Source organism: Dehalobacter sp., from assembly GCA_023667845.1.
Lineage (GTDB): Bacteria > Bacillota > Desulfitobacteriia > Desulfitobacteriales > Syntrophobotulaceae > Dehalobacter.
In genome coordinates, this window is sequence record JAMPIU010000143.1 from 64574 (window position 1) to 90379 (window position 25806).

At 46.0% G+C, this 25806-nt stretch carries 22 protein-coding genes, 1 pseudogene and 1 riboswitch; of the genes and pseudogenes, 15 read left to right on the forward strand and 8 right to left on the reverse strand.

What is annotated here, in order from left to right:
• The 3 genes from NC238_11165 to NC238_11175 all read left to right on the forward strand — a co-directional run.
• Positions 1–293: fibronectin type III domain-containing protein (locus NC238_11165; GenBank protein ID MCM1566482.1), on the forward strand; the 293-nt coding region annotated here is incomplete at its 5' end.
• A 379-nt stretch (positions 294–672) separates the two neighbouring features.
• On the forward strand, positions 673–3321 hold the full coding sequence (locus tag NC238_11170; GenBank protein MCM1566483.1) for a cell wall-binding repeat-containing protein: 2649 nt from the start codon (positions 673–675) through the stop codon (positions 3319–3321).
• Between the two features lie 95 nt (positions 3322–3416).
• Positions 3417–3501, forward strand: a riboswitch (cyclic di-GMP riboswitch).
• A 113-nt stretch (positions 3502–3614) separates the two neighbouring features.
• Complete coding sequence (locus tag NC238_11175; protein MCM1566484.1) at positions 3615–4877, forward strand: DUF5667 domain-containing protein; 1263 nt, start codon at positions 3615–3617, stop codon at positions 4875–4877.
• Between the two features lie 418 nt (positions 4878–5295).
• On the opposite strand, the pseudogene NC238_11180 reads toward NC238_11175, so the two are convergent.
• Both NC238_11180 and NC238_11185 read right to left on the reverse strand, forming a co-directional pair.
• Positions 5296–6004 (reverse strand): annotated as a pseudogene (locus tag NC238_11180) (DUF3102 domain-containing protein).
• A 230-nt stretch (positions 6005–6234) separates the two neighbouring features.
• Positions 6235–6588, reverse strand: a complete 354-nt coding sequence (locus NC238_11185; protein MCM1566485.1) for a hypothetical protein — start codon at positions 6586–6588, stop codon at positions 6235–6237.
• Between the two features lie 290 nt (positions 6589–6878).
• Here NC238_11185 and NC238_11190 point away from each other — a divergent pair, with 290 nt between their 5' ends.
• From NC238_11190 to NC238_11200, 3 genes are all read left to right on the forward strand, one after another.
• Complete coding sequence (locus NC238_11190) at positions 6879–8141, forward strand: efflux RND transporter periplasmic adaptor subunit (GenBank protein MCM1566486.1); 1263 nt, start codon at positions 6879–6881, stop codon at positions 8139–8141.
• Positions 8138–11425, forward strand: a complete 3288-nt coding sequence (locus NC238_11195) for an efflux RND transporter permease subunit (GenBank protein MCM1566487.1) — start codon at positions 8138–8140, stop codon at positions 11423–11425. The genes NC238_11190 and NC238_11195 overlap by 4 nt, the downstream gene beginning before the upstream one ends.
• A gap of 99 nt (positions 11426–11524) precedes the next feature.
• Complete coding sequence (locus tag NC238_11200) at positions 11525–12121, forward strand: TetR/AcrR family transcriptional regulator (GenBank protein MCM1566488.1); 597 nt, start codon at positions 11525–11527, stop codon at positions 12119–12121.
• Between the two features lie 276 nt (positions 12122–12397).
• Here NC238_11200 and ytvI read toward each other — a convergent pair whose 3' ends face one another.
• The gene (gene ytvI / locus NC238_11205) at positions 12398–13462 is read right to left on the reverse strand and encodes a sporulation integral membrane protein YtvI (GenBank protein MCM1566489.1); all 1065 of its coding nucleotides are present in this window, start codon (positions 13460–13462) and stop codon (positions 12398–12400) included.
• A 265-nt stretch (positions 13463–13727) separates the two neighbouring features.
• Between ytvI and NC238_11210 the strand changes: the two genes are divergently transcribed.
• The 3 genes from NC238_11210 (at position 13728) to NC238_11220 (ending at position 17450) form a co-directional block, all read left to right on the forward strand.
• Positions 13728–15353, forward strand: a complete 1626-nt coding sequence (locus NC238_11210; GenBank protein MCM1566490.1) for a S41 family peptidase — start codon at positions 13728–13730, stop codon at positions 15351–15353.
• A 92-nt stretch (positions 15354–15445) separates the two neighbouring features.
• Complete coding sequence (locus tag NC238_11215; GenBank protein ID MCM1566491.1) at positions 15446–16246, forward strand: cell wall hydrolase; 801 nt, start codon at positions 15446–15448, stop codon at positions 16244–16246.
• 196 nt (positions 16247–16442) lie between these two features.
• Entirely contained in the window at positions 16443–17450 is a 1008-nt protein-coding gene (locus NC238_11220; GenBank protein MCM1566492.1) for a hypothetical protein, read from the forward strand.
• Positions 17451–17549: 99 nt separating this feature from the next.
• Here the strand turns inward: NC238_11220 and NC238_11225 are convergent, their stop codons facing one another.
• Genes NC238_11225 through NC238_11235 form a run of 3 tightly spaced genes read right to left on the reverse strand, consistent with a single transcriptional unit; the run spans position 17550 to position 19329 of the window.
• The gene (locus tag NC238_11225; protein ID MCM1566493.1) at positions 17550–18134 is read right to left on the reverse strand and encodes a hypothetical protein; all 585 of its coding nucleotides are present in this window, start codon (positions 18132–18134) and stop codon (positions 17550–17552) included.
• A 14-nt stretch (positions 18135–18148) separates the two neighbouring features.
• Complete coding sequence (locus NC238_11230) at positions 18149–18763, reverse strand: hypothetical protein (protein MCM1566494.1); 615 nt, start codon at positions 18761–18763, stop codon at positions 18149–18151.
• A 59-nt stretch (positions 18764–18822) separates the two neighbouring features.
• Complete coding sequence (locus NC238_11235) at positions 18823–19329, reverse strand: YlbF family regulator (GenBank protein ID MCM1566495.1); 507 nt, start codon at positions 19327–19329, stop codon at positions 18823–18825.
• Between the two features lie 169 nt (positions 19330–19498).
• Here NC238_11235 and NC238_11240 point away from each other — a divergent pair, with 169 nt between their 5' ends.
• Positions 19499–20254 carry a GDSL-type esterase/lipase family protein gene (locus tag NC238_11240; GenBank protein MCM1566496.1) on the forward strand — a complete coding sequence of 252 codons (756 nt, stop codon included), beginning with the start codon at positions 19499–19501 and terminating at the stop codon, positions 20252–20254.
• An 81-nt stretch (positions 20255–20335) separates the two neighbouring features.
• Here NC238_11240 and NC238_11245 read toward each other — a convergent pair whose 3' ends face one another.
• A complete protein-coding gene (locus NC238_11245; GenBank protein MCM1566497.1) occupies positions 20336–21088 on the reverse strand; it encodes a ZIP family metal transporter in 753 nt (250 codons plus the stop codon).
• A 212-nt stretch (positions 21089–21300) separates the two neighbouring features.
• On the opposite strand from NC238_11245, the gene spoIIR reads away from it, so the two are divergent.
• Positions 21301–21924, forward strand: a complete 624-nt coding sequence (spoIIR, locus tag NC238_11250) for a stage II sporulation protein R (protein ID MCM1566498.1) — start codon at positions 21301–21303, stop codon at positions 21922–21924.
• A 94-nt stretch (positions 21925–22018) separates the two neighbouring features.
• Here the strand turns inward: spoIIR and NC238_11255 are convergent, their stop codons facing one another.
• Entirely contained in the window at positions 22019–22777 is a 759-nt protein-coding gene (locus NC238_11255) for a LytTR family DNA-binding domain-containing protein (protein MCM1566499.1), read from the reverse strand.
• A 109-nt stretch (positions 22778–22886) separates the two neighbouring features.
• Here NC238_11255 and NC238_11260 point away from each other — a divergent pair, with 109 nt between their 5' ends.
• The 4 genes from NC238_11260 to NC238_11275 all read left to right on the forward strand — a co-directional run bounded on the left by NC238_11260 (position 22887) and on the right by NC238_11275 (position 25802).
• On the forward strand, positions 22887–23543 hold the full coding sequence (locus NC238_11260; GenBank protein MCM1566500.1) for a GerMN domain-containing protein: 657 nt from the start codon (positions 22887–22889) through the stop codon (positions 23541–23543).
• A gap of 212 nt (positions 23544–23755) precedes the next feature.
• Complete coding sequence (locus NC238_11265; GenBank protein MCM1566501.1) at positions 23756–24205, forward strand: MarR family transcriptional regulator; 450 nt, start codon at positions 23756–23758, stop codon at positions 24203–24205.
• Positions 24206–24367: 162 nt separating this feature from the next.
• Complete coding sequence (locus tag NC238_11270) at positions 24368–25234, forward strand: fumarate hydratase (GenBank protein MCM1566502.1); 867 nt, start codon at positions 24368–24370, stop codon at positions 25232–25234.
• Complete coding sequence (locus NC238_11275) at positions 25227–25802, forward strand: Fe-S-containing hydro-lyase (GenBank protein ID MCM1566503.1); 576 nt, start codon at positions 25227–25229, stop codon at positions 25800–25802. Before NC238_11270 ends, NC238_11275 begins: the two co-directional genes overlap by 8 nt.
• Positions 25803–25806: the final 4 nt, after the last annotated feature.

Genomic DNA, 25806 nt, shown 5'->3' on the forward strand with positions numbered 1-25806 from the left:
AGGATCAAGTCGCTCCGGCTAGTCCAGTGGGTTTAGCTGCGGCGCCGAGCGATAAAAGTGCGATAATAAGCTGGACAGCAAATGCGGAGAGTGATATAGCCGGATACCAACTGGAGTATAAAGCAGAAGGGGCGGCCTATTGGACGATAAAAACTTTCACAAGCACAGTGACGAGTACAACAATTGGCAGTTTGAGCAATGGAGGGAACTATCAGTTCCGGCTAAAAGCCAAAGACAGTGCCGGAAACTTCTCAGGGTATACAGATACTGTAACTTGCGTTCCAGATCTATAGATGAATCCTTAATTTATGATCTTACTCTAGAAAATGGAAAATTTGTAGGGATCAATTAAAAAGCGTCTTGACAAAGGTGAACCTCGGAACGATGTTATTTCGTGCCGGGGTTTAGCGTCATTTAATCATTCTTTTTACCGTCTATTTTGAGGTAACCATGAAAGCCTCTTTTGCAGGTTTGCAACGTAGTAATATCCTATATTTATCGATTGCGCAGTAATAATGGAAAAGTATAAAATTGAATCTCTTATAATATGAAAAAATTGGATATGATTATGGTATAATATGTAAGGATATGAGTATCGTACAATAGTTCTAAAAATCAATTTCGTATAATACAGTCGATAGAGGTCAAGAACATCATTCAGGAGGAATCAACATGAAAAAAAACAGATCTTTTTTTTCAGCCGCGATTATCCTTTGTTTCTTACTGGTAGCAACAGCATTGCCAACAAGTATTCAAGCAGCAACGGCACCTACAGTACCGACCAACTTAACTGCGGCTGCTGCAAGCTCCAGCTCAATTGACTTGACCTGGGATACTGTCGATGGGGCTACCTCATACTGGGTTTATCGGTCGCAGTCTTCAACAACAAACTTTCTGAAGATTGCAACGGTCACGGATGTATCTTATACCAATACAGGCTTATGCGCGAACACAACATACTATTACAAAATAAGAGCTTATAATAGCAGCGGGACAAGCACTTATACATCAGCCGTATCCACAAAGACCTCTGCTCCCACTGGGGAACCGTTAACCCCAACTGGTCTGGAGGCAACACCGCTTAGTTCGAGTCAGATTGAGCTTGTCTGGGATCCGACAACAGACGCAGAATCTTATTATGTCTTTAGAGATACTTCGGCTTCAGGCTCTTTTGCTACAAAAATTGCCACAGTGAAGACGACCACGTATACCAGCACTGGGTTGACTGCAGGCAAACGGTATTATTTCAAGGTTCAGGCGTATAACAGCGGTTTTGGGACCAGCAGTAAATCATCTTACGCCTATGCCACGACGGAAACAGCAGTGCCTGATATGCCGGATAATCTGGCTGCAACTTCTGTGAGTTCCAGCCAGATTAATCTGACCTGGAGTTCGGTGTCTGCAGCAACATCATATTATGTTTACCGAGCCACCAGTTCTTCCGGGACGTACTCCAAAATAGCAACAGTTACGGATGAAAGCTACAATAATACGGGACTTTCTGCGAATACGACCTATTATTATAAAATTAGATCTTACAATAGCTATGGAACAAGCGATTATTCTTCGTATGCCTATGCGACAACTAAATCTGCAAGCAGTACTGGAGACACCTCGAATGCCTATCGACTGGCCGGTACAGACCGTTATGCTACTGCTGCCAAAATTGCAGAAGATGGTTGGGACTCTTCCTATTATGCAGTAATTGCCAGCGGAGAAGGTTTCTCGGATGCTTTATGCGGATCACCACTGGCGGCCAAATACGATGCGCCGATCTTACTGACATCGAGGTATGAACTGAATGCGCAGGCAAAAAATGAATTGGCCAGCCTTGGGGTAAAGCAAGTATTTATTATCGGAGGAACTGGAATAATATCTCCCTCGGTCGAACAGGCAATTAAAAACCTTGGTATCAGCGTTACCAGAATTGCCGGTACGGACCGCTATAATACATCCTTGCTGGTAGCGGAAAAGATAGGAACTTTCGACCAGGCAGTGGTTGCTACCGGGAACAATTTCCCTGATGCATTGTCTATTGCTTCGATAGCCGGGATTAAAGGGTATCCGATTCTGCTAACGGACAAGTATTCGATCCAGTCTAATATTCTTTCCTGCTTGAAAAGTAAAGTCACGACTACGATTGTGGTCGGAGGTACCGGTGCAATTAGTGACAGCGTTTATAACAAGCTGCCTTCCCCTGTAAGACTGAACGGTGATAGCCGGTACACAACGAACCTCAGTATTATCAAATATTTTGCGAGCAGCTTTGATTTTAAAAACTGTTACGCTGCAACCGGTGAAAACTACCCGGATGCATTAACCGGCTCGGCACTCGCAGCTAAAAATAATGCGCCAGTCTTTCTGGTCAGCAGTTCGGTGAGCCTTTCTCTTTTAAACTATATTAAGGATCAAAACATATCGTCAGTTACCGCATTTGGAAGTTCCAATGTCCTGTCATCATCTGTCTTAAACAGTATGGTCGCATCGGTGTCAGGAACAAGCAGCAAGATACCTGCCATACCGGATGATCTGACCGCTATTGCCTCAAGCCCGATCGAGATTGATCTGGACTGGGATACGGTAACCGATGCGACAGACTACTATGTTTATAGAGCGACATCATCTACCGGGACCTATACAAAAATTGATACCGTCCAATCGAGCTCTTACACGGATGATGGTCTCACAGCTGGAAAAACTTACTATTATAAAGTGAAAGCCTATAACAGCTATGGAGAGAGCGACTATTCCACAAGGGCGTATGACACAACAGATGCAGACTATGCGTTGGATACCCCTTCAAACCTTGAGGCAACTGCCTTGAATTCAAAAGAAATTTACCTGAGTTGGGATGAAGTTGATGGTGCCAGTTATTACTATATCTACAGGTCGACCTCATCCTCAGGCACTTACACCAAAATCAAAACTGTTTCGACCAATTCGTATGCCGATACAGGACTCACAGCGGAGAAAACCTATTATTACAAGATACAGGCATACGGAAGCGATGGTTTGAGCGCCTTTTCATCTGTGAAGTATGACAAGACAGACGCAGTAAGCGTACCCGCTACGTTGACAGCTACAGCATTGAGTTCCAGCCAGATCAAATTGACCTGGGAGACCGTCAGTGATGCCGAGTCCTATTATATTTACAGGGCAACTTCCGAGACCGGAACGTATACCAAGATTGCAACCGTAACCGCTCTTGAATATACAAATACTGGGCTCACTTCAGGAAAAACATACTATTACAAAATCAAGGCCTATAATGGCAGCAGTCTAAGTGATTATTCCTCAGTGGCTGAGACAACGACCGAATAGATATGACCAAAGTCCTATTCTTTATGCTCCATTGGTATGAAAATGCCTGTCAACAGTTGTATTAAGTTTTTTGGTGAATTATAATAACCATATTAACACGATAAGGGCAAATCCGTCGAAAGGCGGAGACGCAAAGCCACGGGTCTAAAGCCGAAAGGTTATGGCAGCCGGGTTGCCGAATGGGTAACTGAATTAACACTTAATTAGGGTACCTGTTCCAGAACTTGGAGCAGGTATTTTTTTCACCCCAGACGGCAAGAACAACAAATTAAGGTTTTGGAAGGAGTAGAAAAATGTTCAAAAAAAGGATTTTGGTATCGGTTCTGTGTTTGCTTTTCACTTTTGCTGTTGCTCCAACTTATGTTTTTGCTGAAACAGTGACGGGTGACACTACAACAAATGAATCCGAGACCATAACAACTGGCGAGGATGCTACGAATACAACAGACGATACTGCTAACGAAACTACGAACGATGCTGCAAATGATACCACAGCTGATACAGTCGATGAAGAAATTGCCGATGAAGCCGGTGTAACGCCGGACAGCTGGCTGTACTCACTCGAACAAATGATTGAAAGTGTTCAGGTGGCCGTGACCTTCTCTGCGGAAGGAAAAGCAGAACTGCTGGTCGAGTTTGCGAATGAAAGACTGGCTGAAGCGGAAATCATGTCCGAGCAAAACCAGTTGGATTTGATGGAACAGGTTCTGAAAGTCTATTCAGATACGATAAAGAAAGCCAACTTCCAGGTTCAACAAATCATTGAGGATACAGAAGCAGTTGACGGAACGGATACTACGGGTACAGATGCCACCACTGCCGAGGAAGAAACCACCGCAGCTACCACTGAAGAAACAACTACGGATGAAACAGCCACGGATGAAACGGTGGCTGTTGACACAGAAGAAAATACCGTCATCAGCAATCTACTCGCCAGCATTGAACTTGTCCAAAGTGATGCCGAAAAGATCGTCCTTAAAATCACCGGAGGTTTGACGGAAGAACAGGCTGAAATCATGCAGAATATCATCCAAGCCGAAGTCCAGAATACCATTGCCATGAAAGCTTATGTGGCTGCGAAAGTAGCCTATGCTGAAGCTGTGCAGGAATTTGCAGCGGCCAAGGCGGAATTGGGACAAGCTCGTGCTTCAGGTGATGAGGCTGCCATTACCGCTGCCCTGGAAAAAGTCGAACAGGCTGAACAGTACAAAAACGACATGCAGGAGCTCAGGAAAGATGTTCAGAAAATCAAAGTAGAGACGAATAAGGAAACGAAGGAAGTCCTAAAAGAGCAAACCCAAAACATAAAAGAATATAAGAAGGCCAATAAGGGCCAAGCCGTGAGCGACCAGGAAGATAGCCTGGAAGCAGGGGACGAACAGGATGCAACGACTGTAGATAATCAGGATGTAACGGTTACTGGCGATCAGACTGCCACAGCCGATGGCCAGTCTACTTCGGATGAAACAACAGTCGATGCACAGACCGTTCAGAACACAGTCACGAATACCTCCTCAAATAACGGACATAACGGTAAAGGGCAAGGAAAAAGATAGGACTTTATATTTTCGATAACTGAGAATCATTCAAATTGTATTAAATACCTCCTTAGAAGAAACAGACAGCTATCAGGCAGATAAAGTGCCAGGGCTGTCTGTTTTTGTGGTCTTTATCAATCCACAACAGAGGGGTTAGGAAATGGCATGCACTATTTTTGAATTTTTTATAGTTCAAACTTAGCTGAGGTTCATATAATATTATTAACAGTGATCAGGCAAAAGAAGAGAGAGGGCGAGTCCGCCGGCAAATCCTGATTGCCGTCGGCCCGCCCCCTCTCTTGATCTCTAATGTCGGTGCTGCCCGCTTACACTTGCGGAGGATCATAAAGGTCATTGGTCGTGGTTTCAATGACCTTTATATCCTTTTGCCGTTTTGTATATACTATGCTTGGCTTGTCCAAAGGTTCTAAAAAAATCAGGAACGAACTCTAAGCGGTTTCTTGGGGGGCGGCCACTCTTTAATTGTCTCTGCCATGTATTCAATCAGCCGATTGGCCTCTTTTCTTTTTTCTTCTTTCAGGTTCGGATCGATATGCGCCAGATTGGTGAGCGCTGTCGTCAGATTGCGCTGCATTGGCATTTTCCGGATTTGTTGGCCTTGATGCAGCCTTAGCGTGCTCCTTTTTTAATTCGAAGATGGTGCTATCGATCGTCTCCAGCCCTTTTTTAAGTAGCTGATTCTCCTGAAGCGCCTGCTCCTTCGCTTGATTGGCCTGATCTCTGTCTTTCAGAGCCTGCTGCAGCTCCTGTTTCGTCATACTGCCGACGTCATTGTGCGTGATGAATTCCTCCCGCTCCTCTGTCGGTAAACCCAGTAAGAGGAGAGCCTGGGTGTAAGTCAAATGGGACACTGGTGTCCCATTTGAGCTGTCGGATCCTTCGGGGAAGCTAGACCCATACTCTTCGTAGATATTTATCAGCCTGGAGGCAGTTCGGCGAGAATAGTTCACAGACTCTTCCAGCCACTTAATCCATTCCCCGTGTTTGAGCATGGCCTTGGCTTCCTGCAAATGACGGCCGATTTCAATGGCGCTGGTAAGCAGGATTTTTTTGGTCTGGTAGGTTATTATATTTATTTCAGCCGCTATGATAAGCGGCGTGCGTTCGGTGATCGGATTATCCATGCCGTCCGCCCTTTCATTATGAGTCTAATTACAGCATATGCAGATGGGCTTCGGATGGTGAGGGCTTGGTTTTGTGACGTAACAGACAGGAGTAATAGCAATGGCGAAGATAGCTAAAGATAGCAGGAATAGCCATAGACAATAAACGCAGCGCAATAATAAATAAATCCCACGGGTTTTGAATCCGTGAGATTTTTAATATCATAATGATTTGTTGTCGAGACTTTGTTTTATACGGGCCTTCTCTGCAGGGATCTGATGGCAATTTCATGTTCGCCAAGTACCTGGATAATCGATTTTTGGTCATCTGAGATATTGTCTAATTTATGATTGGTCTCTGTCCGAAATTCCATCAGTCCGGCTGTTTGCTCAACGACAACATCCAGTTTATGTTCAACCTTACAGAGTCGTTGATCCATGGAATCCAGTCGTTGGTCGATACCGTCGAATCGTTGGTCGATACCGTCGAACCGTTGGTCGACACCATCGAACCGTTGATTGACACCATCAAATCGTTGAAAAATGTCTTTCTTCATTTCTCTGATTTCACGAAGCACGATAGTCTGAAACTCATCATTGGACATAGCGGCTTCCCTCCAAAACAAAATGAATCCTTTAATAGATATTATGCAATATAAAAAAGAAAAAAACAACCATAAAATACCAAAAATTTACAAAATACTGTTGCCATTTATGGGAAGAAAATATTTGGTAATATCTAACTTGAACCCATTGACCCAAGGCACAAAGGAAGATAAGATAAGAGAGATGGTGTGCCGACCGACCAGTCGGTTTTTAACGGCTATCACATTCATGAATATGTCCTAAAAAGAATACACTTAGAAAGATATTGATTTTACGGGGGAGTAGAAAAATGAAATTCAAAATGAAACGGTCTGAGCAGGGTGGCAGCCCGGACTTGAAAAAACCGATTGGGAAGAAGAAAATGATCATTACCGTGATCGTAATCCTGTTTGTCCTTTTGATTGGGGTAAGGATCTACGGGGCAGCGCAATCCGCAGCGGAAAAGAAGGCGGCAGAACAAAACAGACAGAATTATGTCCCGGTGGAAGCGTTGACCTTACATAAACAGAGCATCTCCTCTGCGATTACCTTAAGCGGTAAAGTTGAAGCGGATAAAGAAGCTTCCGTGGTCGTCGGTACCCCGGCCAAAGTGGCGGCGGTCTATACCAAAGTTGGGGATCGAGTCAGCAAGGGCCAGGTACTTTTCAGCCTTGATAAAACCGATCTGATGTCCAGCTATAACCAGGCTTCAGCGGCCTATCAGCTGGCGCAGGCCGGCTATGAAACCAATATGGCCAATTATGAAAACAGTAAAAAGAATTATGAGAATATGAAACAGCTGTATGAAATCGGCGCGGTCAGCAAGTCGGAGCTTGATCAGGCTGCCGTGGCGGCTTCGGATGCGGTTCTGGAAACGTATAAAGGCCAGCTGGCTCAGGCCAAGGCTGCTTATGACGCGGCGCAGAAAGCCCTGAATGATATGGATGTAAAGGCGCCGATCGACGGTATTCTTACGGCTCTTGATGTAAAAATAGGGTCAATGGTGACGAGTGCCGTTTCTCCGGCCAGGGTGGTGGACCTGAGCAAAGTATTTGTAACGGTCAGCATTAGCGAGCAGGAGATTAACCGTGTACACAGCGGCCAGTCTGTCCAGATTGAAGTGCCTGCAGCTTTAGTGAAAGTCAAAGGGGTTATTGATAGTGTAAGTATCGCAGCCAATGCTCAGGGGAAATATACGCTAAAAACCTACATTGACAATAAAGACAACACGATCAAACCCGGCATGTTTGCCAATGTGACCTTAAACATTGCCGGCAAAGATAATGTCCTGGCTGTGCCGACCGATGCGGTGATTTTTCACGGCGGAAAAGATGTCGTGTATGTTGCCAAAGATAATGCTGCAGCCGAGATGGAAGTAACGACAGGACTTGAGAGCGGCACCGAGACGGAGATCATCAGTGGACTGACGGAAGGGGACATCGTCATTATCAAAGGGCAGAACTTTGTACAGGATGGTACGGAAATCAAAGTCGTAACCGTTGACGGAAAGCAGGTTGCTCACGAAACGACGGATACGGCTTCGGCGCAAACAGGGGGAGGCGTTCAGAAGTGAAAATATCTGAAACCTCGGTGAAACGCCCGGTTACGGTCCTGATGCTTGTTTTTATTGTCATCATCCTCGGATTTGTGTCCTTTACACGTATTCCGCTGGACTTGATGCCCGAAATGGAGTTGCCTTATGCGATCGTGAGTACATCGTATAACGGAGCAGGCCCTCAGGAGATTGAAAACCTGGTCACGCAGCCAATCGAAAAGGCTGTTTCCACAGCCCAGAATGTCAAAAATATCAGCTCCATCACTTCGGAAGGCAGTTCACTCGTTATTCTGGAGTTTAATTATGGAGTCGATATGGATCAGGTTGCCCTCGACCTCAGAGAAAAAATTGACCTGATTAAAGATTACTTTCCTGATGATGTCAGCAGCCCCATGGTCTTGAAACTCAATATGAATTCAACTCCGGTCCTGACGCTTTCTATTTCGTCACCGACGATGAGTCTCTCCGAACTGCAGACCTTGGCCGAAGATACAATCCAACCAAGGTTGGAAAGGGCGGAAGGCGTTGCTTCCGTGTCCGTGACCGGCGGAACCAAGGATATTATTGAAATCCGGACAAAAAGTGAGAAATTAGCCGGTTATGGCATTAGCCTCGCTTACCTTCAGGGAATATTGGCTTCGGAGAATGTCAACCTGCCCGGAGGTACGGTCAAGAAAGGGACCCAGGAGCTGACTGTCAAAACAACCGGGGAATTCATGTCGGTAGCTGAGATCGAGCAGCTGCTTATTCCGCTGCCTACCGGCGGAAATGTCCAGCTGAAAGATTTAGCCGATATCGAATTAAAGCCGGATCAGCAGACAACCATTTCCAAAGCGAACGGCAATCCCGGTGTCAATATTTCGATCCAAAAACGTTCCGACGCCAATACAGTCCAAGTTGCGGAAGCAGCCTATGTAGAGATCGACAGAATCCAGGATGAACTAAAAGACGTCAAGATTACGGTGGTTATGGACAACGCGGCCTATATCAAGGCTTCTTTGTATTCGGTCGGGGAGCATGGGGTTATCGGCGCTCTCCTGGCGGTACTGGTCCTGTACATTTTCCTGCGAAATATCCGTTCTACCCTGATTATTGCTTCAGCTATCCCGATTTCCATTATTGCGACGTTTTGTCTATTATATTTTACCGGCATTACGCTGAATCTGATGACGCTGGGCGGATTAATGCTTGGTATTGGCCGTCTGGTTGACGATTCGGTCGTGGTGCTCGAAAATATCTACCGCTTCCGACAGAACGGCTATTCCAGGGTCGAAGCGGCAGTGAAAGGATCTTCGGAAGTAATCATCGCTGTCATGGCTTCCACGCTGACGACGGTCGCAGTCTTTTTACCGATCGTCTTTGTCCAGGGATTAACCTCCACACTATTCCGGCAGTTTGCCTTGACGATCGCGTTTTCGCTCGGAGCATCGCTGGTCGTTTCGATGACGGTTGTCCCGATGCTCGCTTCCAAGCTGCTGAAAGTAGAGCGGAAGAATCAGACTGCTGGTTTTGCTGATGCTGGTAAGACAGGGGAAACGGATAAAGCATATACACAGACCGAAGCGGCTGAAGCATCCGAAACATCCGAAACAGTGAAAGTAGCCATAACGGATGCAGCGGAAGATGAAGAAAATGGCAGGGGATTCTTCCGTACTCCTGCGTTCCTGGCGAAAGCCCACGATAAATTTGACCAGGGCTATGAAGCGCTGCTCCAGGGGTATAAGAAACTGCTCAGATGGGCCCTGGGCCACAGGAAACGCGTTTTTATCGTTACAACCATTGTCTTTGTCGTTTCCATTGCCTCTGTTGCCGCTGTTGGGACAGAATTCTTCCCGACGACGGATGAAGGCATGCTCTCGATCAGCGTTACGCTTCCTGACGGGGCAAAGGTCGGCGATACCTCGGCGGTCATGCGTGAAATTGAAACGAAGATAGAAGATATTCCCGAGATCGATACCATCTTCCTGGATGCCGGATCATCCGGAACCATGAGCCTGACAGGCGCACAAGGCAACGTTGGTACCTTTACCGTAAAGCTGCTTCCTTTAACGGATCGGAAACGCGGCGTCGTGGAGATCTCCGATGAAATCCGGGACCGGATTAAGGACGTACCCGGGGCCAAAACCAGTGTCGCAGCAACCCAGTCCGTGATGAGTGCCGGTGATCCGATCAGCATCACCATCAAAGGTGAAAATCTGGATCAGCTGAAGAAGATCGGAGACGATTTTGTCACCGTGATTAAAAAAGTCCCGGGAACCCGCGAAGTTAAATCCAGCTATGAAGACGGAATACCGGAAGTTGAAATCAACGTGGACCGTAAGGCGGCCAGCCAGTATGGTCTGAGTGCCGGAACAATCGCCTCTGCGGTAAAAGCATCGATCAGCGGGGCAACCGCGACACAGTTCAAATACAATGGGACCGAAATCGATGTAAAGATCAAAGGGGACGAAACGTTTAACCGGAATCTCCAAGCCCTTGAGCAAATTCCCATTACCACGGGCCTCGGCTATACCGTTACGTTGGGCCAAGTGGCGGATGTTTCCGTCAGCCGCGGTCCTGTCAGCATCAGCAGGGACAACCAGGCGAGGACCCTGACGGTCTCCGGTCAGATCAGCGGCAGGGACGTCGGCAGTGTCTCCAAAGATATTCAGACGGCGCTGGCAGATTACCGGATGCCGAATAATTATACCTATGAAATGGGCGGACAGCAGCAGGAAATGGTCGATGCATTCAGTGACCTGTTCCTTGCGCTCGGACTTGCCGTGGTTCTGGTCTATATGGTCATGGCTTCCCAATTTGAGTCGCTGGTTTATCCGTTTGTCATCATGTTTTCCATCCCTCTTGGATTTGCCGGAGCGTTCTTAGGATTATTCATCACCGGTAAACCATTAAGCGTTATGGGGATTATTGGTATTATCATGCTGGCCGGTATTGTCGTTTCCAATGCGATCGTTCTGGTCGACTATATCAATACACGACGAAGAACGTACAAGGAGGACGTGCATGAGGCAATAATCAATGCAGGACCGATCCGCTTGCGGCCGATCATCATGACGACGCTAACGACTGTTCTAGCCATGCTGCCGCTTTCACTCGGGATCGGGGAAGGCTCGGAGTTTCAGGCGCCGATGGCCATTGTCGTTATCACAGGTCTCCTATTTTCAACCCTGGTTACCCTGGTGCTGATTCCGGTCATGTATTCTTTCACGGATGATCTGTCCAATAAATTCAAACGCAAATTCAGAAAAGACAAAAAGTCTAAACCGGTGATCGCAGTAAACACGGATCAGCATACCCTTTAACTTGTAACAAGGGAAAAAGCTTTACTCAAAAAAAGCTGTAATTAAAAGACGAAGAATTTGATTTTACAGGCATCGGATCGGATAAAGGGGGGAACAACGGTGACCAAGGAACGGAAAAAAACTGAAATCCTCCAGGCAGCCGGCAAAGTATTTTATATCAAAGGCTTTGAAGGAACAAAAGTGGACGATGTCGCCAAAGAAGCCGGGATCGGCAAAGGGACCGTCTATGAATATTTTGATAGCAAGCAACAGCTCTTTGAGGAAATGGCCGTTTATAACTGCGAAGAGCATGGACGCAACATTCAGGACATTTTGGAAAAAGGAGGCTCTTTCAAAGAAAAAATCAGAGTTCTGGCAAAATATCAGGCAGAGTTGGTCAAGGAGCATATGCCGATTGCCAGGATGATGTCCTGTTCCAAGATTATGGTCAGGGAGATGGGAGCGGTCTTTATTGAACAAAATATCCGGGTCGGAGAGATTATCAAAAAGCAAGTCGTGCAGGCCATGGATCAAGGGGAAGTCAGGGCTGATATCGATCCGGAATTTGCTTCGGCGGCAATCATGGGCATAATCATGCAGTATTGCGGCAAAAAAGTGATATTTGCTGAGGCCATGCCTGAGGAAGCGGACTATGACAAAATCGTTCAGATCCTGATGTCGGGAATTGGAATAAAGCCGGATGATAACAGAAGATAGTGAGCAGATCATAAAGAATCAATAAAAAACAGGTACGTTTCCGATGGGCTGAAGGTGCTCTCTGCGGGACGTACCTGTTTTTTATTATATAGAATGTTGACTAGTACCATGTAACCCTAAATCTTGTATATCCTGGCGGCGGATTTCTTTTCATACTGCGTTGTCGTCAATCGCCATACACTCGGTATGGCTCAATCCTCCGCCTTGTCTTAAAAGAAATCTGCTCACCATTATATTACAATTTTAGGGGTTACAAGGTACTAGAATATAGCTTAGTTATATCTTGAAATTCAGTTTGATGACGCCGACCTTGACAAGGGCTCTATAGAAAATACAGGCCAGCGGGAACAGGAATACGCCGAGGACCCCCATCACTTTGAAACCAATCCAGATACTGATCAGAGTCGTCAGAGCGCTTAAACCGATGCGCTCGCCCAGTATCTTGGGTTCAATCACTCTCCGTACGACAATGATAATGATATACAGAATGGCCAGACCTGCGGCCAAGAACAGCTGATCCTGGAAAAGTGAGACAACAGCCCAGGGCATTAGCACGGATCCGGTACCGAGGATCGGCAGGATATCTACGATTACGATCAACAATGAAATGACTGCCACGTATTTTACATGGAGGATAGCGAGACCGGCAAAAGCAATAATATAGGTGATTGTGCTCAAAATGACCTGCGCTTTTAAAAACCCTAATGTAGCATTGCGTAAATCACCCAAGACGTAAACAGCTTTCAGCTTGGAGGAATCTTTGAAAAAGGAGTAGAAGAAACGGTGGATATTGCTTAACTGGAATGTGAACAGGAAAACGGATACCAGGTAGATAATCGACAGGAAGAACATGTTCGGTATCGCCGTGGAGATACTAAGTGTTGAGGAACCGATCGCGGATACCAGGTTGATGTTAGCCAGGTCATTGATCCATTTCATGATCATATCGTTTATTTCGGGAGGCAGCAATCCGATCGTTTCCTGGATACGCCCCGTAAGGTTCAAAAACCAAACCTGAATTGCCGGGCCGTTCGATTGAATAAAGTCAAGCAGGTCCAAAAACTGAACATAGAGCTTACTGATGATCAGGTAGAGGAAAATAACAATACTGGCAAGAAAAAACAGGTAGGTCACAGACACCGAGAGTGTCTTGCTTTTAAATCTAGAGACCTTGCTCAACCATGCTGCTGCAGGTTCCAGAAAAAGAGCCGTGAAATAAGCAAGAACAAATGGCATAAAATGCGGAAGAATCTTATAAAGGCCATATGGAATGACGAGGGTTGCAACAATGATTAATACGGCGATAAATACTTTTTTGGAGTAATCAAGAAGATTTGACATTGTCCGAACCTTTCTTATCAGCGATGATCAGAAAAATATGTTTTAAAAATAGTCCTGTTTAGATAATATTATCGGAAAAGCCTTGAATATGCAATCAAAGTCTGGGAAGCGCATGACAAATAATCTTGAAATGGAAAGGGGAATGCCTGTTTTCGTCGAATTATTGCTAAGATAGAAAAACTGAACAAGCTTACACGAAGCTTATTCATGCAAGATTATTGAATTTAGGCCGGACCTGCAAATCATACAGGAGGGAAAAAAGAACGTGAAATTTGGCAAAAGTCTAAGGTTTTTGATGACAGCGCTTCTGGTATTCTGTCTGGGTTTGGGACTTCCGCTGCAGGCTTATGGCGCGGAAAACGATGCCCTGGATGAAGTCAGAACAATTTTGCAGGAGCAATATGTCGATGTTGTTCCGGATGAGGTACTGAACGCGCCGACGATCGAAAAAATGCTTCAGAGGTTGGGTGATAAATACACCGAGTATATGACCGCGGCCGAATATGAAGATATGATCAGTTCACTGAATATGTCCTTTTCCGGAATAGGGATAGAACTGGAAATGGTACAGCAGGGGGTTAAGGTTACCTGGGTCATTACTGGTTATGGGGCTGATAAGGCAGGAATCAAACAAGGGGACATTATCCTCGAAGCAGATGGCTATTCCCTGGCGGGAAAAACCTCGGAATATTGCGCCGGCAAACTCCGGGGACCGGAGGGAACCAAGGTTCGGGTAAAAGTCAAAAGAAACGCTCAAATCCTAAGCTTCGCTGTCGTACGGATGAAGATTGTGATGCCGCTGGCTGAAGGCCGGGTACTGGAAGGGCATATTGGCTATATCGCAGTTAATTCCTTTGGCGAGGATGTTGCGACGCAGTTTGGCAAGCAGGCCCTGGCCCTGCAGGAAAAAGGTGTAGACTGCTGGATTATTGATCTGCGGAATAACTCCGGAGGGTATACAAAAGCGGCAATGGAGCTGTTGGGTTATTTTATCGGGGATAAAAGCGCGTATATCATGAAAGCAAGGGGAAACCTGGGTATTGTCGATACAGCCGTCAAGCAGGCTTTCACGATGGAAGGGCCGATTGTCTTGCTGATCAATGGGTACACGGCAAGCGCTTCTGAGATTACATCGGCCGCGCTGAAGGACTATGGCAAGGCGACCGTCATCGGGGAAACGACCTACGGTTCAGGCCGGGTTAAGGCTTTGATCCCATTAAGCAACGGAGACTATTTGAAAATGTCCGTTTACAGGTTTTTCTCTCCGTACTATAACCCGATTGATGAGATTGGAATCAAGCCTCATCTGGATTTGACCGGCGTCAATGAGCTGAATACGGCTGTTTTGATGCTTAAAAACTATAAGGCTGAAGATAAATCACAAGATAAATCAGGGTATATCCAGCTGGAGGCGGGCCCTTATCTTTATCCGCTTTCGGTAAAAGAGCTTCGTCAAACCGAAAATTGGGTACTCGGCAAGAAAATCCTGGATTCCGCTTATGTAACCACAACACTTAAACTCGGAGGCCCTAACGGTTGGGAACCATTTCCCGAAGAGGTTCTCCAGGACCGCTGGCAGATCTACTACCCGGGATATGAAGAGTCCGGAGATCTTAAGAATATCCCACTCGGTAAGGTGTTCAACGTGAGCTTTAACCGGGAAATGGATTGGAATTCCGTAACGGCAGACAGTATTGAACTGATCAATACTGCTACAGGAGAAAGAGTCAAGTGCGCATACACGTTTGTCGATCAGCAGCGTATGACTGTGAAACCGGAAATGAAACTTCAAGCCAATGCCGGGTATTGGCTGGTGATACATCCTACAATCAAGGATGCTAAGGGCCAGGCAATTACCGGGGGTGTAGCGTCAGCCACAACGGTGAAATAACTTTTCTTTGTGATTCTTATAACAAATAACGTATAAAAATCACCTTTTATGGGAAAGAATAGAAATAGATTAATCCCAAGAGGTGATTTTTTTTGGAAGACCGACGATGCCGGAAAGGTTTGGCAGTGATGCTGACCACGGCGATTATCCTGACTGCTACTGCCCAGACAGTATATGCTGTACCTGAAAAATCAAGAGAATTGCTCTACTCCCGGGTATTGGAAATCCAACAGACTGTCCTTGAGAATGTCATGTCAGATGCCAGAGATATTATTCTGACGAAAGCAAATGAGAATCGTATATTCCGGATTCTTTTGGACAAATTTTCCAGACAGCCGGAAAATCAGATTTCCTTTGTGATCGAACAGCTGCCTTTGGAAAATAAAGTTGTTACCGCAAACATAGAGCCAGATACGGTGATTGAGACGGCTAAACTGGCCGAATCGGCTGATTCAGCAGATTTGATTAATTCGGTGGATTCAGCCCGGGAGCCTGAAAGGGTTACTTCGGATATTTCCCGCAGCAGTCAGATTGTTTATGACCAGGAAGATGTGATACTTTTAGCAAAAATCATTTATGCGGAAGCCCGTGGAGAAAGCTTTGAAGGTCAGGTTGCCGTAGGGGCAGTGGTTCTGAACAGGGTGGAAAGCCCGAAGTTCCCGGATACGATCCGGGAAGTCATTTACCAGCCGGGACAGTTTTCTGCAGTCCTTGATAGGCAGATTGAACTGACACCGGGAGATGAAGCCTATCAGGCTGCGCAGGCAGCGCTTGAGGGGCAGGATCCAAGTGAGGGCGCTCTCTTCTATTACAATCCGCAGACAGCGACCGACAGTTGGATCAAAACCCTAGATGTTGTAAAAAACATCGGAAACCATAATTTCTGCGTCTAATAAGGATTCTATTCTGGAAGGCAGCTGCAGCGAATGAACATCATTCACTGCAGCTGCCTCTTTTACTACAAAAATAAAGAGCTAACATAAAATAGAAAGCTAAGTAAGCTTCGCGGTGTCACAGCTGCAGCCTGCTTTTCATATTATGACATAGCACAACGCAGCGCAATTTGTAAACATACGAGGAGGTTAAAAGATGTTCGGACATAACAAAGGGTTAGGAATCTTTCCCCAGGGTATTGGGGGTATGCCCGGAGAATCAATGATGGGTATGACGCCAAGACAGCTCAATTTGGTCGCTTCGGAAGGCTTTAGCGGAAACGGAATGGCGACAATCGGGATGGATAACAATTTTTCGGTCATTGCGCACCTACCGCCCGCCCATACATTTAGTCCTTATGCTCCGGCAGTTTATGCGGCTTATCTGGTTGACGGCAAGGGAAAAAACGGATTTTATGCAGGAACGCTAAGACCGGCCGGCAATGGAATGTATCAAGCCAATTTCAGGAGTCCTGTGCCGCTCGTACATTATGACAAAGTTGTCATTTCACTGGAGAGCCCGCAGTCCATCATGCAGTCCCCGCAGGGTCCTATTGTCATGAAAGTCAAAGAAGGCTTTTTCCCAGGGCTGGGACCGGTCAAAAAAGCCGGCAGCAATATGTGGGGAAAGGTGAGAGGCTTTGTCGGCAGCAGGTTCGGCAGCAAAGATGAAATCAGCCAGAATCAGCCTGCTCCCGGGCAAAATTCCGGGCAGGTCCCTGCCCAGCCGTCAGTTCAGCAATATCCCCAGCAGCCCCAACAGTCCCAGATTCCGCAATATTCACAGCAGCCTCAAAATCAGCAGTATCCCAATTATTCGCAGAGCCCTCAGTATCTTCGGAACTCACAGCAGCAGTATCCTCAGTATGCCGCCCAGCAACGTGCTTATCCGCAGCAGGGTTATCCGCAATGGGGAGCGCAGATGCAGCCAAACAGGCAAAGATATGACCGACCGTATATGCCTCAGGGCGGATATCAGCAGGGACCGGTTTATGGGCAGAATCCTGCTTCACAAGTTTCAGCTATGCAAAGTCCGATGATGCAAGCTCCAGCGTCTCCGGCGCCGGTTCAACCTCTGGAATTTCAACCGGCCGCTCAGGTCACAGAACAACCCAAGAGCCAGCCGATACAGCAAGTATCGGCCGACGAGCCGAAGGAATCATAACGGGAAGGAAAGTTCATCTTTGCCGGAGTCCGAAAAAATAAATATTAATAATACCTGATAAGACGCACGTGGCCGTAAAGGTCAGGTGCGTTTTAATGATTAACTGCCGTTTGCCGTATTCGCCGTGTCCGTCCTGCCAAAAATGGTCAGCAGGCCATAGAGAATAAGGCAAGCCAGCGGTACCACGTATCCCGGAACACTGTCGATGGATTTGAGCTTAAAAGCATATAAGGTGGAAACACGGCTTTGCACAGGCGTAAAAGGGACACTCAAAGAAACATTGATTGTCATTCCTTCCTTCGGGATCAGCGGAGTCTGAGTCATCTTGAGCCGAAGTATTCTGTCCTCCCTTAAAGCACTGATGTCCGGCAGGGACTGACCGTATCCTCCCGGAAAGAATATTCGGGCTGAAACCGGAACAGCGGACCATTTATAAAATAGGGCCGTTGCAAGTTCCAGACCGATAATAATAAAATACCCATGCGGAATCATGATTTTGGTCAGCGGGATGATCAGGGTGCCGACTGGACTGTTGTTACTTGGATGGAGTGCGTTGGAGATCAGGAGGGAGATATAAAAAGGGACCGCTGCCTCTATTATTTTTTCCCCAGTCAAAGATTTGGCAGGAGCGGTGTTCTGATAAATTTGACTACGGTGATGGAATACGGCAGACATTTTTTGCATTGGCCTCCTTTTTATTATTCAGTATTGCCCTGATCATTTCTGTATTTCGGGTAGAGCAGGAAGTAAATAAATAAGATAAGCAAGGGGATAAAAGTTTTCGGGAGTTTCTTAATTTCAAATATTTCAATGCCATAAATCAATACAAATTTGGTGCCGATGCTTTGAGGCACTCCGGAGTAAGGTGCAACCAAAGCCAAATTAAAAGCCAAACCTTTTGGTTCCAACGGAGTCTCGGGTTCCTGCTGATTTCCCGTGTAATTACCACCTGCTCCGGCAGCATTTGTCTGGGAAGATGATGGCAGGCCATCAAGGAATAGCGTGATATCCGGATAAGCCTGCTGATATTGACTGAAAGCAGAAATGCCCGAGAAAGCAGAAGACCACTTCGCCAGCAGAGAAGTTGCGAGTCCAAGCGCAATAACTGTCAGGTAACTGAGGGGGATATTCAATATTTTCAGCGGTATCAGCAATGCTCCGGTGGGGCTGTAGCTGCTTTGCGGAAACAGACTATCTGTCAGAAAAAGGGTGAGTGTTAAAGGGATAGGTGTTAAGGGTGGGAACATTTCTGCAGAGGAAGGACTTCCAAAGTATTGATTATTCAGATATTGGCTGCTGTTTAAAAACATCATTGAAGAATCTCCTATCCCTTTATAATAAGAAAAGACCAAACGGCAGAATAAGACGTGATTTACTTGCTCTTGGGGTTTAACCGGCTTAGCAGTTCGGAAACATTGAGTCCTTCAGGGACTTGGAAGCCTTCCGGGATCGTCATGGCAGGGCTGTTTTTGTCGCCTCCGATCGTATCCAGAAGCTGCTGGGCAAGATTTTGAATTTCTTTGGGGAAAGGCAGCTGTTCGGCACTGGGCATACCGTAAATTGTGGTTGTGATCGTCAGGTTCACAGTTGCCATTATTTTCTCCAGATCCTGCTGGATGGAGAAGAAGCTTCGGATAGAAGGATATAGTTTGATCAGGCGCATTTTTAAGTCGATGAGCGCTAAGGTATCCTTTTCAGATATCACTTTGCTGAACATTTGCGCGGTCAGGATTTGACGTTCTTTATCCTGATATGCCGCAAAAGCTTTGGCAGCTTCAGGGTCGTTTTGGATTTCGGCTTCTGCTTCTTTCAGCCTTTGTACTTCCGGTGTTTGCAGAAGCGCTTCGCCGAGTTCACGTGCTTTAACAATGTATTCCATATGAATCAGGCACCTCCTTATGTATCAGGTTATGCAGTTCAAAATGCCGGAGTGCCTTAAAATACTAAACAAACTGTAACCGACAGGAAACAAAGAACGAAAAAAGTTTTATTCGGGAAGGATTTAAGGGAAATATGTAGAAAAATATTGCGATGAGGAGGAATGAACATTGCGCACTTACCGTTTGGAAATTAGGGTTATTCAGCTTTCCGTATTGATGGCTGTTATTGTATTGGTCTTTGGGTATGTAAATGTTTGGAACGGAGGAACACCGCAACAGTCCGCCAGCGGCAGCTCGACAGTCCAGAATGGCGGAGCAAGTAATGGGGGCGGTGCAGAAAATGAAGCCGGCAATACCGACGGTGATGCTGTTTTGAATGGCAGCGGTACGACTGTCAATACCAAAATGGTGTGTCTTGGTGATTCATTTACATACGGTTACCCGGGTGATCCAATTAATTCCTGGCCGCAGCATCTTGCGGATGTCCTGAAAGTGGAAGTGGTAAATTCCGGTCAGACTTATCAGAATGCATCCAGCCTGCTGGATCGCTTTGAAGAGGATGTAATTGCTGAGAAACCGGGCACAGTTATTATTTTTGCCGGCGTTGGAGATGCCATCCGCGGCACACCACTGGAAGAATACCAAAACAATATCAAAGCTATGGTCGAAAAAGCCACGGCCAATCAAATCAAGCCTGTCCTGGTGCTGCCGGTTCCTTTCCCTGACACACGTGAGCTCTATAAACAATACAGGGAATGGGAAACAGCTTATGCACAGGAGCAAAAGATTACGACACTTGATTTTAAAGGAGTACTGTTTGGCGACGGGGAAGAGATCCTCAGAAAATATTCCGATGACGGGAGATATCCGAATAAGGACGGCTATCAGGCCATGGGCGATTATGCTGCCACAGTCCTGCAGTAATATTTAACGTATTAACAAAGAGTCAGAGACAGCCTTCGGGCTGTCTTTTTGACGTCCATGGATGGCCAAGGAGCGGCGGTATTAATGCGGTAAGAAGACGGAGATAAATCCGAAGAAAATAAATCCGCCTATTCCTCCAAGAAAGGCCCAGACCGGGTGGTTTTCACGGGACAGCGGCCATAATTCGGCCAGAACCAGAAACACCATTGCCCCAGCGGCCAGGGCCACAAAAAAACAGAGCGAGGTATGGACAAGCTCCATGGCCACCCTGCCGAGCAAGGCACCCAGCGGAGTAAATATTGCAATCAGGAGAGTCAGCGCTAGAATCTTCGGTTTTCTGATCCCGGCCATTACCAGAGGTGTAGCAGTGGCCATTCCTTCAGGCAGGTTATGCAGAGCAATACCAAGGGCGATGAATGTACCCAATTGACCGGCGGATTCGTGCCCTGCAGCAATGGCCATTCCTTCAGGTATATCATGAAGTGCTATGCCTGAGGCAATCAGGATGCCCATCCGTTTCAGACGGCTGTATCTGTGATTGGGAAGTTGACGATTTCTTGTTTTGAGCAGTCTGTCGGCAGACGACATCAGTATCATACCGGCCAAAATCCCGCCCAGGAGCAGTCCCGGCTGTTTGAAGGATGCAGCCAGCGGCAAAAGATCAAAGGCTACCACAGCAAACATGACGCCCCCTGCCGCGGACAGTAGAACGGCCAGAAGCCAATCTGGAGGGTCTCCCAGGAAAAGCACAATCAGACAGCCGGCTGTTGTGGCCAGCCCGGCAATTGTACTGATGTACAGCAGATACAGCGGAGATTGGAAGTCCAGGAGCATTTTTTCACCCGATTCTTTCGGCAGATTGTCAGCAAATTTGACAGGGCCTTATGAATCTTATTTTCAGACTTCAATAAATATTCGCACTACCTAAAAAACTTCTGAGACGCACTGAATAGAAAACTCCTTTGTTGGAAATAATTACCATAGAAAGAAGTTTTTGGTGTATATAATAATTTTAGGATTTACAAGGTATGGGAGAGGGAAATTAAATGTTAGAATTTGTGAATAAAATCATAATAAAGTTAATTGTCTGCCTGGTCTTGTGTTTCAGTTTCTTGGTGATTAATCCCTGCGGCCGGTCAGCAAACAGTGCTGAAACAGAAACGTATGACAGTACAAGTCTCATTCGCTTTCATGTTATTGCGAATTCGGACAATGAACAGGATCAGCTCCTGAAATATGCGGTAAGGGATGAAGTTTTGAAGGCTGCTTCCCCGAACCTGGCTGAATCACAATCTCTGGCCGAATCCAGAGAAATCCTTCTGAGCATGGAAGGCCAGTTACTGGAGATTTCCAGGAGCGTAGTCAAAGAGTGGGGAAAAACCTATCCGGTGACCCTTGATTATGGTGTATTTGCTTTCCCAACAAAATCTTATGGTAATATTGTACTCCCGGCGGGAGACTACGAAGCGGTTGAGATCAAGATAGGAAATGCTGAAGGGGCTAATTGGTGGTGTGTTTTGTTCCCGCCTTTATGCTTTGTTAATGTCGAGGAATCCACATCACTTCCTGTTGACGGCAAGCCTGCTGTGCCGCTGAATACAGCGGCCAAACAAAAAAAGCCGACCTATCAGGGGAAAGAAATCGGCTTTTATCTGGAGCGTTTTTTCTAGTACTTTATTAACCCTATAATGATCATATAGTGGCAAGCAATTTTCCGCAATAAAGCGTTGCCGTCAATATATGAAGATTAGGTTTAACATGGTACTATATCCCAAGGATCTCTTTGAGTCGGCGGGCCTGAGTGCGGCTGACTGGGACTTCGCTTTTGTCCTTGTCCTGCACGATCACAGTATACGTACCATTAAAGTAAGGGACAAGCTCCCTCATTTTTTTTATATTGACCAGATAGCAGCGGTGGGTTCTGAAAAAAGTTTTTGGATCGAGTCTAGATTCCAAATCCCGCAGCGTATAACGAGTCAGGTAGAAGTCAGCTTCTGTTTTGACGTAAACATTGTCCTTATCTGTGGAAATATATATAATTTCTTCCGGCCGGATCAGGATGGTTTTCCCGTTATATTCAGCAGCAATCACTTCCAGGGGTTTGAATTCAGGGATATCCTCCTTGACCGGTTCAGCTTTAGGTTGACCTGGAGCAGGCGTTTTACGCTTTCTTACCGTATTTAAGGCTTCTTCAAGCCGCTTCGGATGAATCGGTTTGAGAAGATAATCGTAAGCATGAACACTGAACGCATCAAAAGCAAATTCTTCATGGGCGGTCGTAAAAATCACCGCTGGTTGTTTCGGGCTCTGGGAAAGCTTTCTGGCAAGTTCAATGCCGTTTAAGCCGGGCATATTGATATCGAGAAAAATGACGGAATAGTCGACACTATCAATCAGTTCCATGGCTTCAAGCGCGTTTTCTGCTTCCCCGACAATTAGCACGTCTTCAAATGATTTCAAGAGATAGCGTAGTTCTTTACGGGCCGGGGATTCATCATCAACCAGCAAGGCTCTTATTTTCATATTTTTTGACCTCCCTGAATTCTATTTCTTTGGGACAAAGCATATTATCTTTTTAGAAATTTCTTTTTAGCGGACATTTCTATATTCATTTTAGAAAGGAGAACTTCCTATGAGAAAAATACGGCTGCTGCTGACTTTCGTTCTGCTGATCGCAGCCATTATGCTTCTGGTCGGCTGCAATATCCTGAATGACCTGATCAAGGAAGGGGGCGGTGATGCTCCTTTAAGCAAACTTCTGGATAAGACTGCTCAGGAAGATACGGTCGAAGTGACTACAGATTCTCAGCAGACGGAACAAACTGTAAAACTTTATTTCGCAGATGCTGACGGAAAAGTCTTAATGGAAGAAAACCGAACAATTCCCAAGACACTGAGCCTGGCCCGCGAAACAGTAAGCCAATGGCTGCTGGGGCCGGCCGGAAGATCAAGCGCTTATCCGATGGTAAACCCGCAGACGGTGTTATTGGACATTGGAATCAAAAACGGCATTGCCACAGTAGATCTTAGCAAGGAATTTCTTGAGCCTTACAGCAATGTCGCGGCCGAAACTGCTCTTTACGGTTTGGTCAATACCTTGACTCAGTTTCAAACTGTCCAGATCGTAAAGATTCGGGTCGAGGGGAAGGACATTCAAACCTATCGCGGAATCGGTCTGGAGAACTTAAGGTACCGTAATGATTTGATCGGCTACGCCTCAGGAACCGTGCAGGATGATGAAGAAACTGCTAAAGTATCCCCAAGCGGAATCAATCTTTTCGAACAATGACTTCAATATTTTACCATTTGTTGAAAAGATCAAGATACGTTATGATATTAATTATATAACACCTATCGTTAAAATCATCAATAATATTTGAATTATGAAAATTTTACTAGTGTTAATTTCCGGAATATGGTAAAATACTTTAAAAATGATATGTGCAAATATATACTTATATATAGGGGTTATCTATTTGATTTTTGAGGTGGGGTGTTCGCATGTTAGAGAACAGAGAGTTAGCAGGTCATCTTGACCATCTGTTTCAGAGGCTCACCGTTTCTACCCAAAGGCAAAAGAGTGATTTTGCAGAAAAGCTTGGTATTTCCCGTCAGCAGTTTGAAGTGTTAACGATTATTTTTGAAAAGGGCCAGATTACGATGGGTGAGCTCTGCAAGGAAATTTCTTCAGCCTGCAGTACGGCAACCGATCTAGCTGACAAACTGGAAAGAGCCGGCTATGTGGAGCGAATTAGGGAAAAACGGGACCGCAGGATTGTGAGGCTTAATATTTTACCCAAGGGAGAAAAATTGGTCAAATCGGTAATTGAGACAAGGACAGAAAGGCTTGAAAGTATTCTGGAATCTTTTGAACAGGAAGACCGGATGCGTATTATTGGTATTCTAGAAACGTTATCCGATAAATATGAGAGACTTTCCAGAAAAGAGTAAAAATCGAATACAAAGGTTATTGAACATTTTTGTCGGAGTAAGATCTTCCCGGCAAAGATGTTTTTTTTTGACGGCAAACCTTTTTTTAAAAGTTATATTTCTTGAATTCCGTATTTGCGCTATACTGAATAAAAGTGTTCCGGACAAAAAGCGGAGGTAATTGTGAAAGAGATTCATGTTAACGAGGTCATTTCTGCAGTGGAGAGACTGTGTATTGAGGCGAACTGTATTCTGAATCAGGACGTTATTGATGCTTTGAACAAGGCTCTCGGCACTGAGGAATCCCCCCAGGGCAGAGAAGTACTTCAGCAGCTTTTGGAAAATGCGGAGATTGCAGGCAAAGAAAATATACCGATATGTCAGGATACCGGGATGGCGGTATTGTTTGTAGAAGTCGGCCAGGACGTACATATTGTCGGTGGAGATTTGACGGGAGCCCTGAATGAGGGCGTGCGCAGGGGCTATGAAAAGGGTTTTTTGCGTAAATCTATCGTCAAAGATCCTTTTAACAGAATCAATACCGGAGATAATACACCTGCAGTTATTCATTATGAAATCACACCAGGGGACAAGATTGGGATTACGATTGCACCGAAAGGGTTTGGCAGCGAAAACATGAGTGCCTTGAAAATGTTTAAGCCTTCAGATGGTTTACCTGCAGTAAAGAATTTTATTGTGGAAACAGTGGATAAAGCCGGGCCTAATCCCTGTCCGCCCATTGTGGTCGGAGTTGGATTGGGAGGTACGATGGAAAAGGCTGCCTACTTGGCTAAAAAGGCCTTGCTTCGTCCGATCGGAGAATCGAATCCGGCTGAGGAATATGCCCGGCTGGAACAGGAGCTTCTGACCCAAATTAACCATTTAGGGATAGGTCCCCAGGGTTTTGGCGGTCGGATGACGGCGCTGGCCGTAAATATTGAGGTATTTCCGACGCATATTGCAGGGCTGCCCGCAGCAGTCAATATTAATTGTCATGTTACCCGACATCGTCAAGTGATTTTGGAAGGGAGGGTCCCTTCCTGTGAGTAACGATCAAATGGTTGAAACCCGGAAAATTTCAGTACCGTTAGATGATTTGACTGCTGCTTCTCTCAGATGCGGTGAAAAGGTGCTGATCAACGGAGTCGTCTATACCGGAAGAGATGCCGCTCATAAGAAAATGGCTGAGGCCTTGGGCCGGGGAGAGAAACTGCCTTTTGATATGAAGGGACAGGTGATCTATTTTGTGGGGCCCGCCCCAGCTCCTCCAGGCAAAGTCATCGGATCTGCCGGACCGACAACCAGTGGCAGAATGGATGCCTATTCTCCTGGTCTGTTGGCCAATGGTCTAAAGGGGATGATTGGCAAAGGGCTTCGTTCACCTGAGGTCATACAGGCCATTAGGGAAAACGGCGCAGTCTATTTTGGGGCGATCGGTGGTGCCGGAGCACTCCTGGCTTCCTGTATCAAGGAAGCTGAGGTCATTGCCTATCCTGAACTCGGAACGGAGGCAGTCCGGAGACTGGTTATCGAAGATTTTCCTGCCATCGTCCTGATTGACAGTCTCGGGCAGAATCTTTACGAGACTGGCAGGGAAGAATATCAAATATTGGGGTGATGGT

Coding starts and splice junctions, on each gene's coding strand:
- NC238_11175 (MCM1566484.1), top strand. CDS start 3,615: ATGTTCAAAAAAAGGATTTTGGTATCGGTTCTGTGTTTGCTTTTCACT.
- NC238_11235 (MCM1566495.1), bottom strand. CDS start 19,329: ATGGAATACATTGTTAAAGCACGTGAACTCGGCGAAGCGCTTCTGCAA.
- NC238_11230 (MCM1566494.1), bottom strand. CDS start 18,763: ATGATGTTTTTAAACAGCAGCCAATATCTGAATAATCAATACTTTGGA.
- NC238_11170 (MCM1566483.1), top strand. CDS start 673: ATGAAAAAAAACAGATCTTTTTTTTCAGCCGCGATTATCCTTTGTTTC.
- NC238_11185 (MCM1566485.1), bottom strand. CDS start 6,588: ATGTCCAATGATGAGTTTCAGACTATCGTGCTTCGTGAAATCAGAGAA.
- spoIIR (MCM1566498.1), top strand. CDS start 21,301: ATGTTAGAATTTGTGAATAAAATCATAATAAAGTTAATTGTCTGCCTG.
- NC238_11260 (MCM1566500.1), top strand. CDS start 22,887: ATGAGAAAAATACGGCTGCTGCTGACTTTCGTTCTGCTGATCGCAGCC.
- NC238_11220 (MCM1566492.1), top strand. CDS start 16,443: ATGTTCGGACATAACAAAGGGTTAGGAATCTTTCCCCAGGGTATTGGG.
- NC238_11265 (MCM1566501.1), top strand. CDS start 23,756: ATGTTAGAGAACAGAGAGTTAGCAGGTCATCTTGACCATCTGTTTCAG.
- NC238_11190 (MCM1566486.1), top strand. CDS start 6,879: ATGAAATTCAAAATGAAACGGTCTGAGCAGGGTGGCAGCCCGGACTTG.
- NC238_11255 (MCM1566499.1), bottom strand. CDS start 22,777: ATGAAAATAAGAGCCTTGCTGGTTGATGATGAATCCCCGGCCCGTAAA.
- NC238_11245 (MCM1566497.1), bottom strand. CDS start 21,088: ATGCTCCTGGACTTCCAATCTCCGCTGTATCTGCTGTACATCAGTACA.
- ytvI (MCM1566489.1), bottom strand. CDS start 13,462: ATGTCAAATCTTCTTGATTACTCCAAAAAAGTATTTATCGCCGTATTA.
- NC238_11225 (MCM1566493.1), bottom strand. CDS start 18,134: ATGCAAAAAATGTCTGCCGTATTCCATCACCGTAGTCAAATTTATCAG.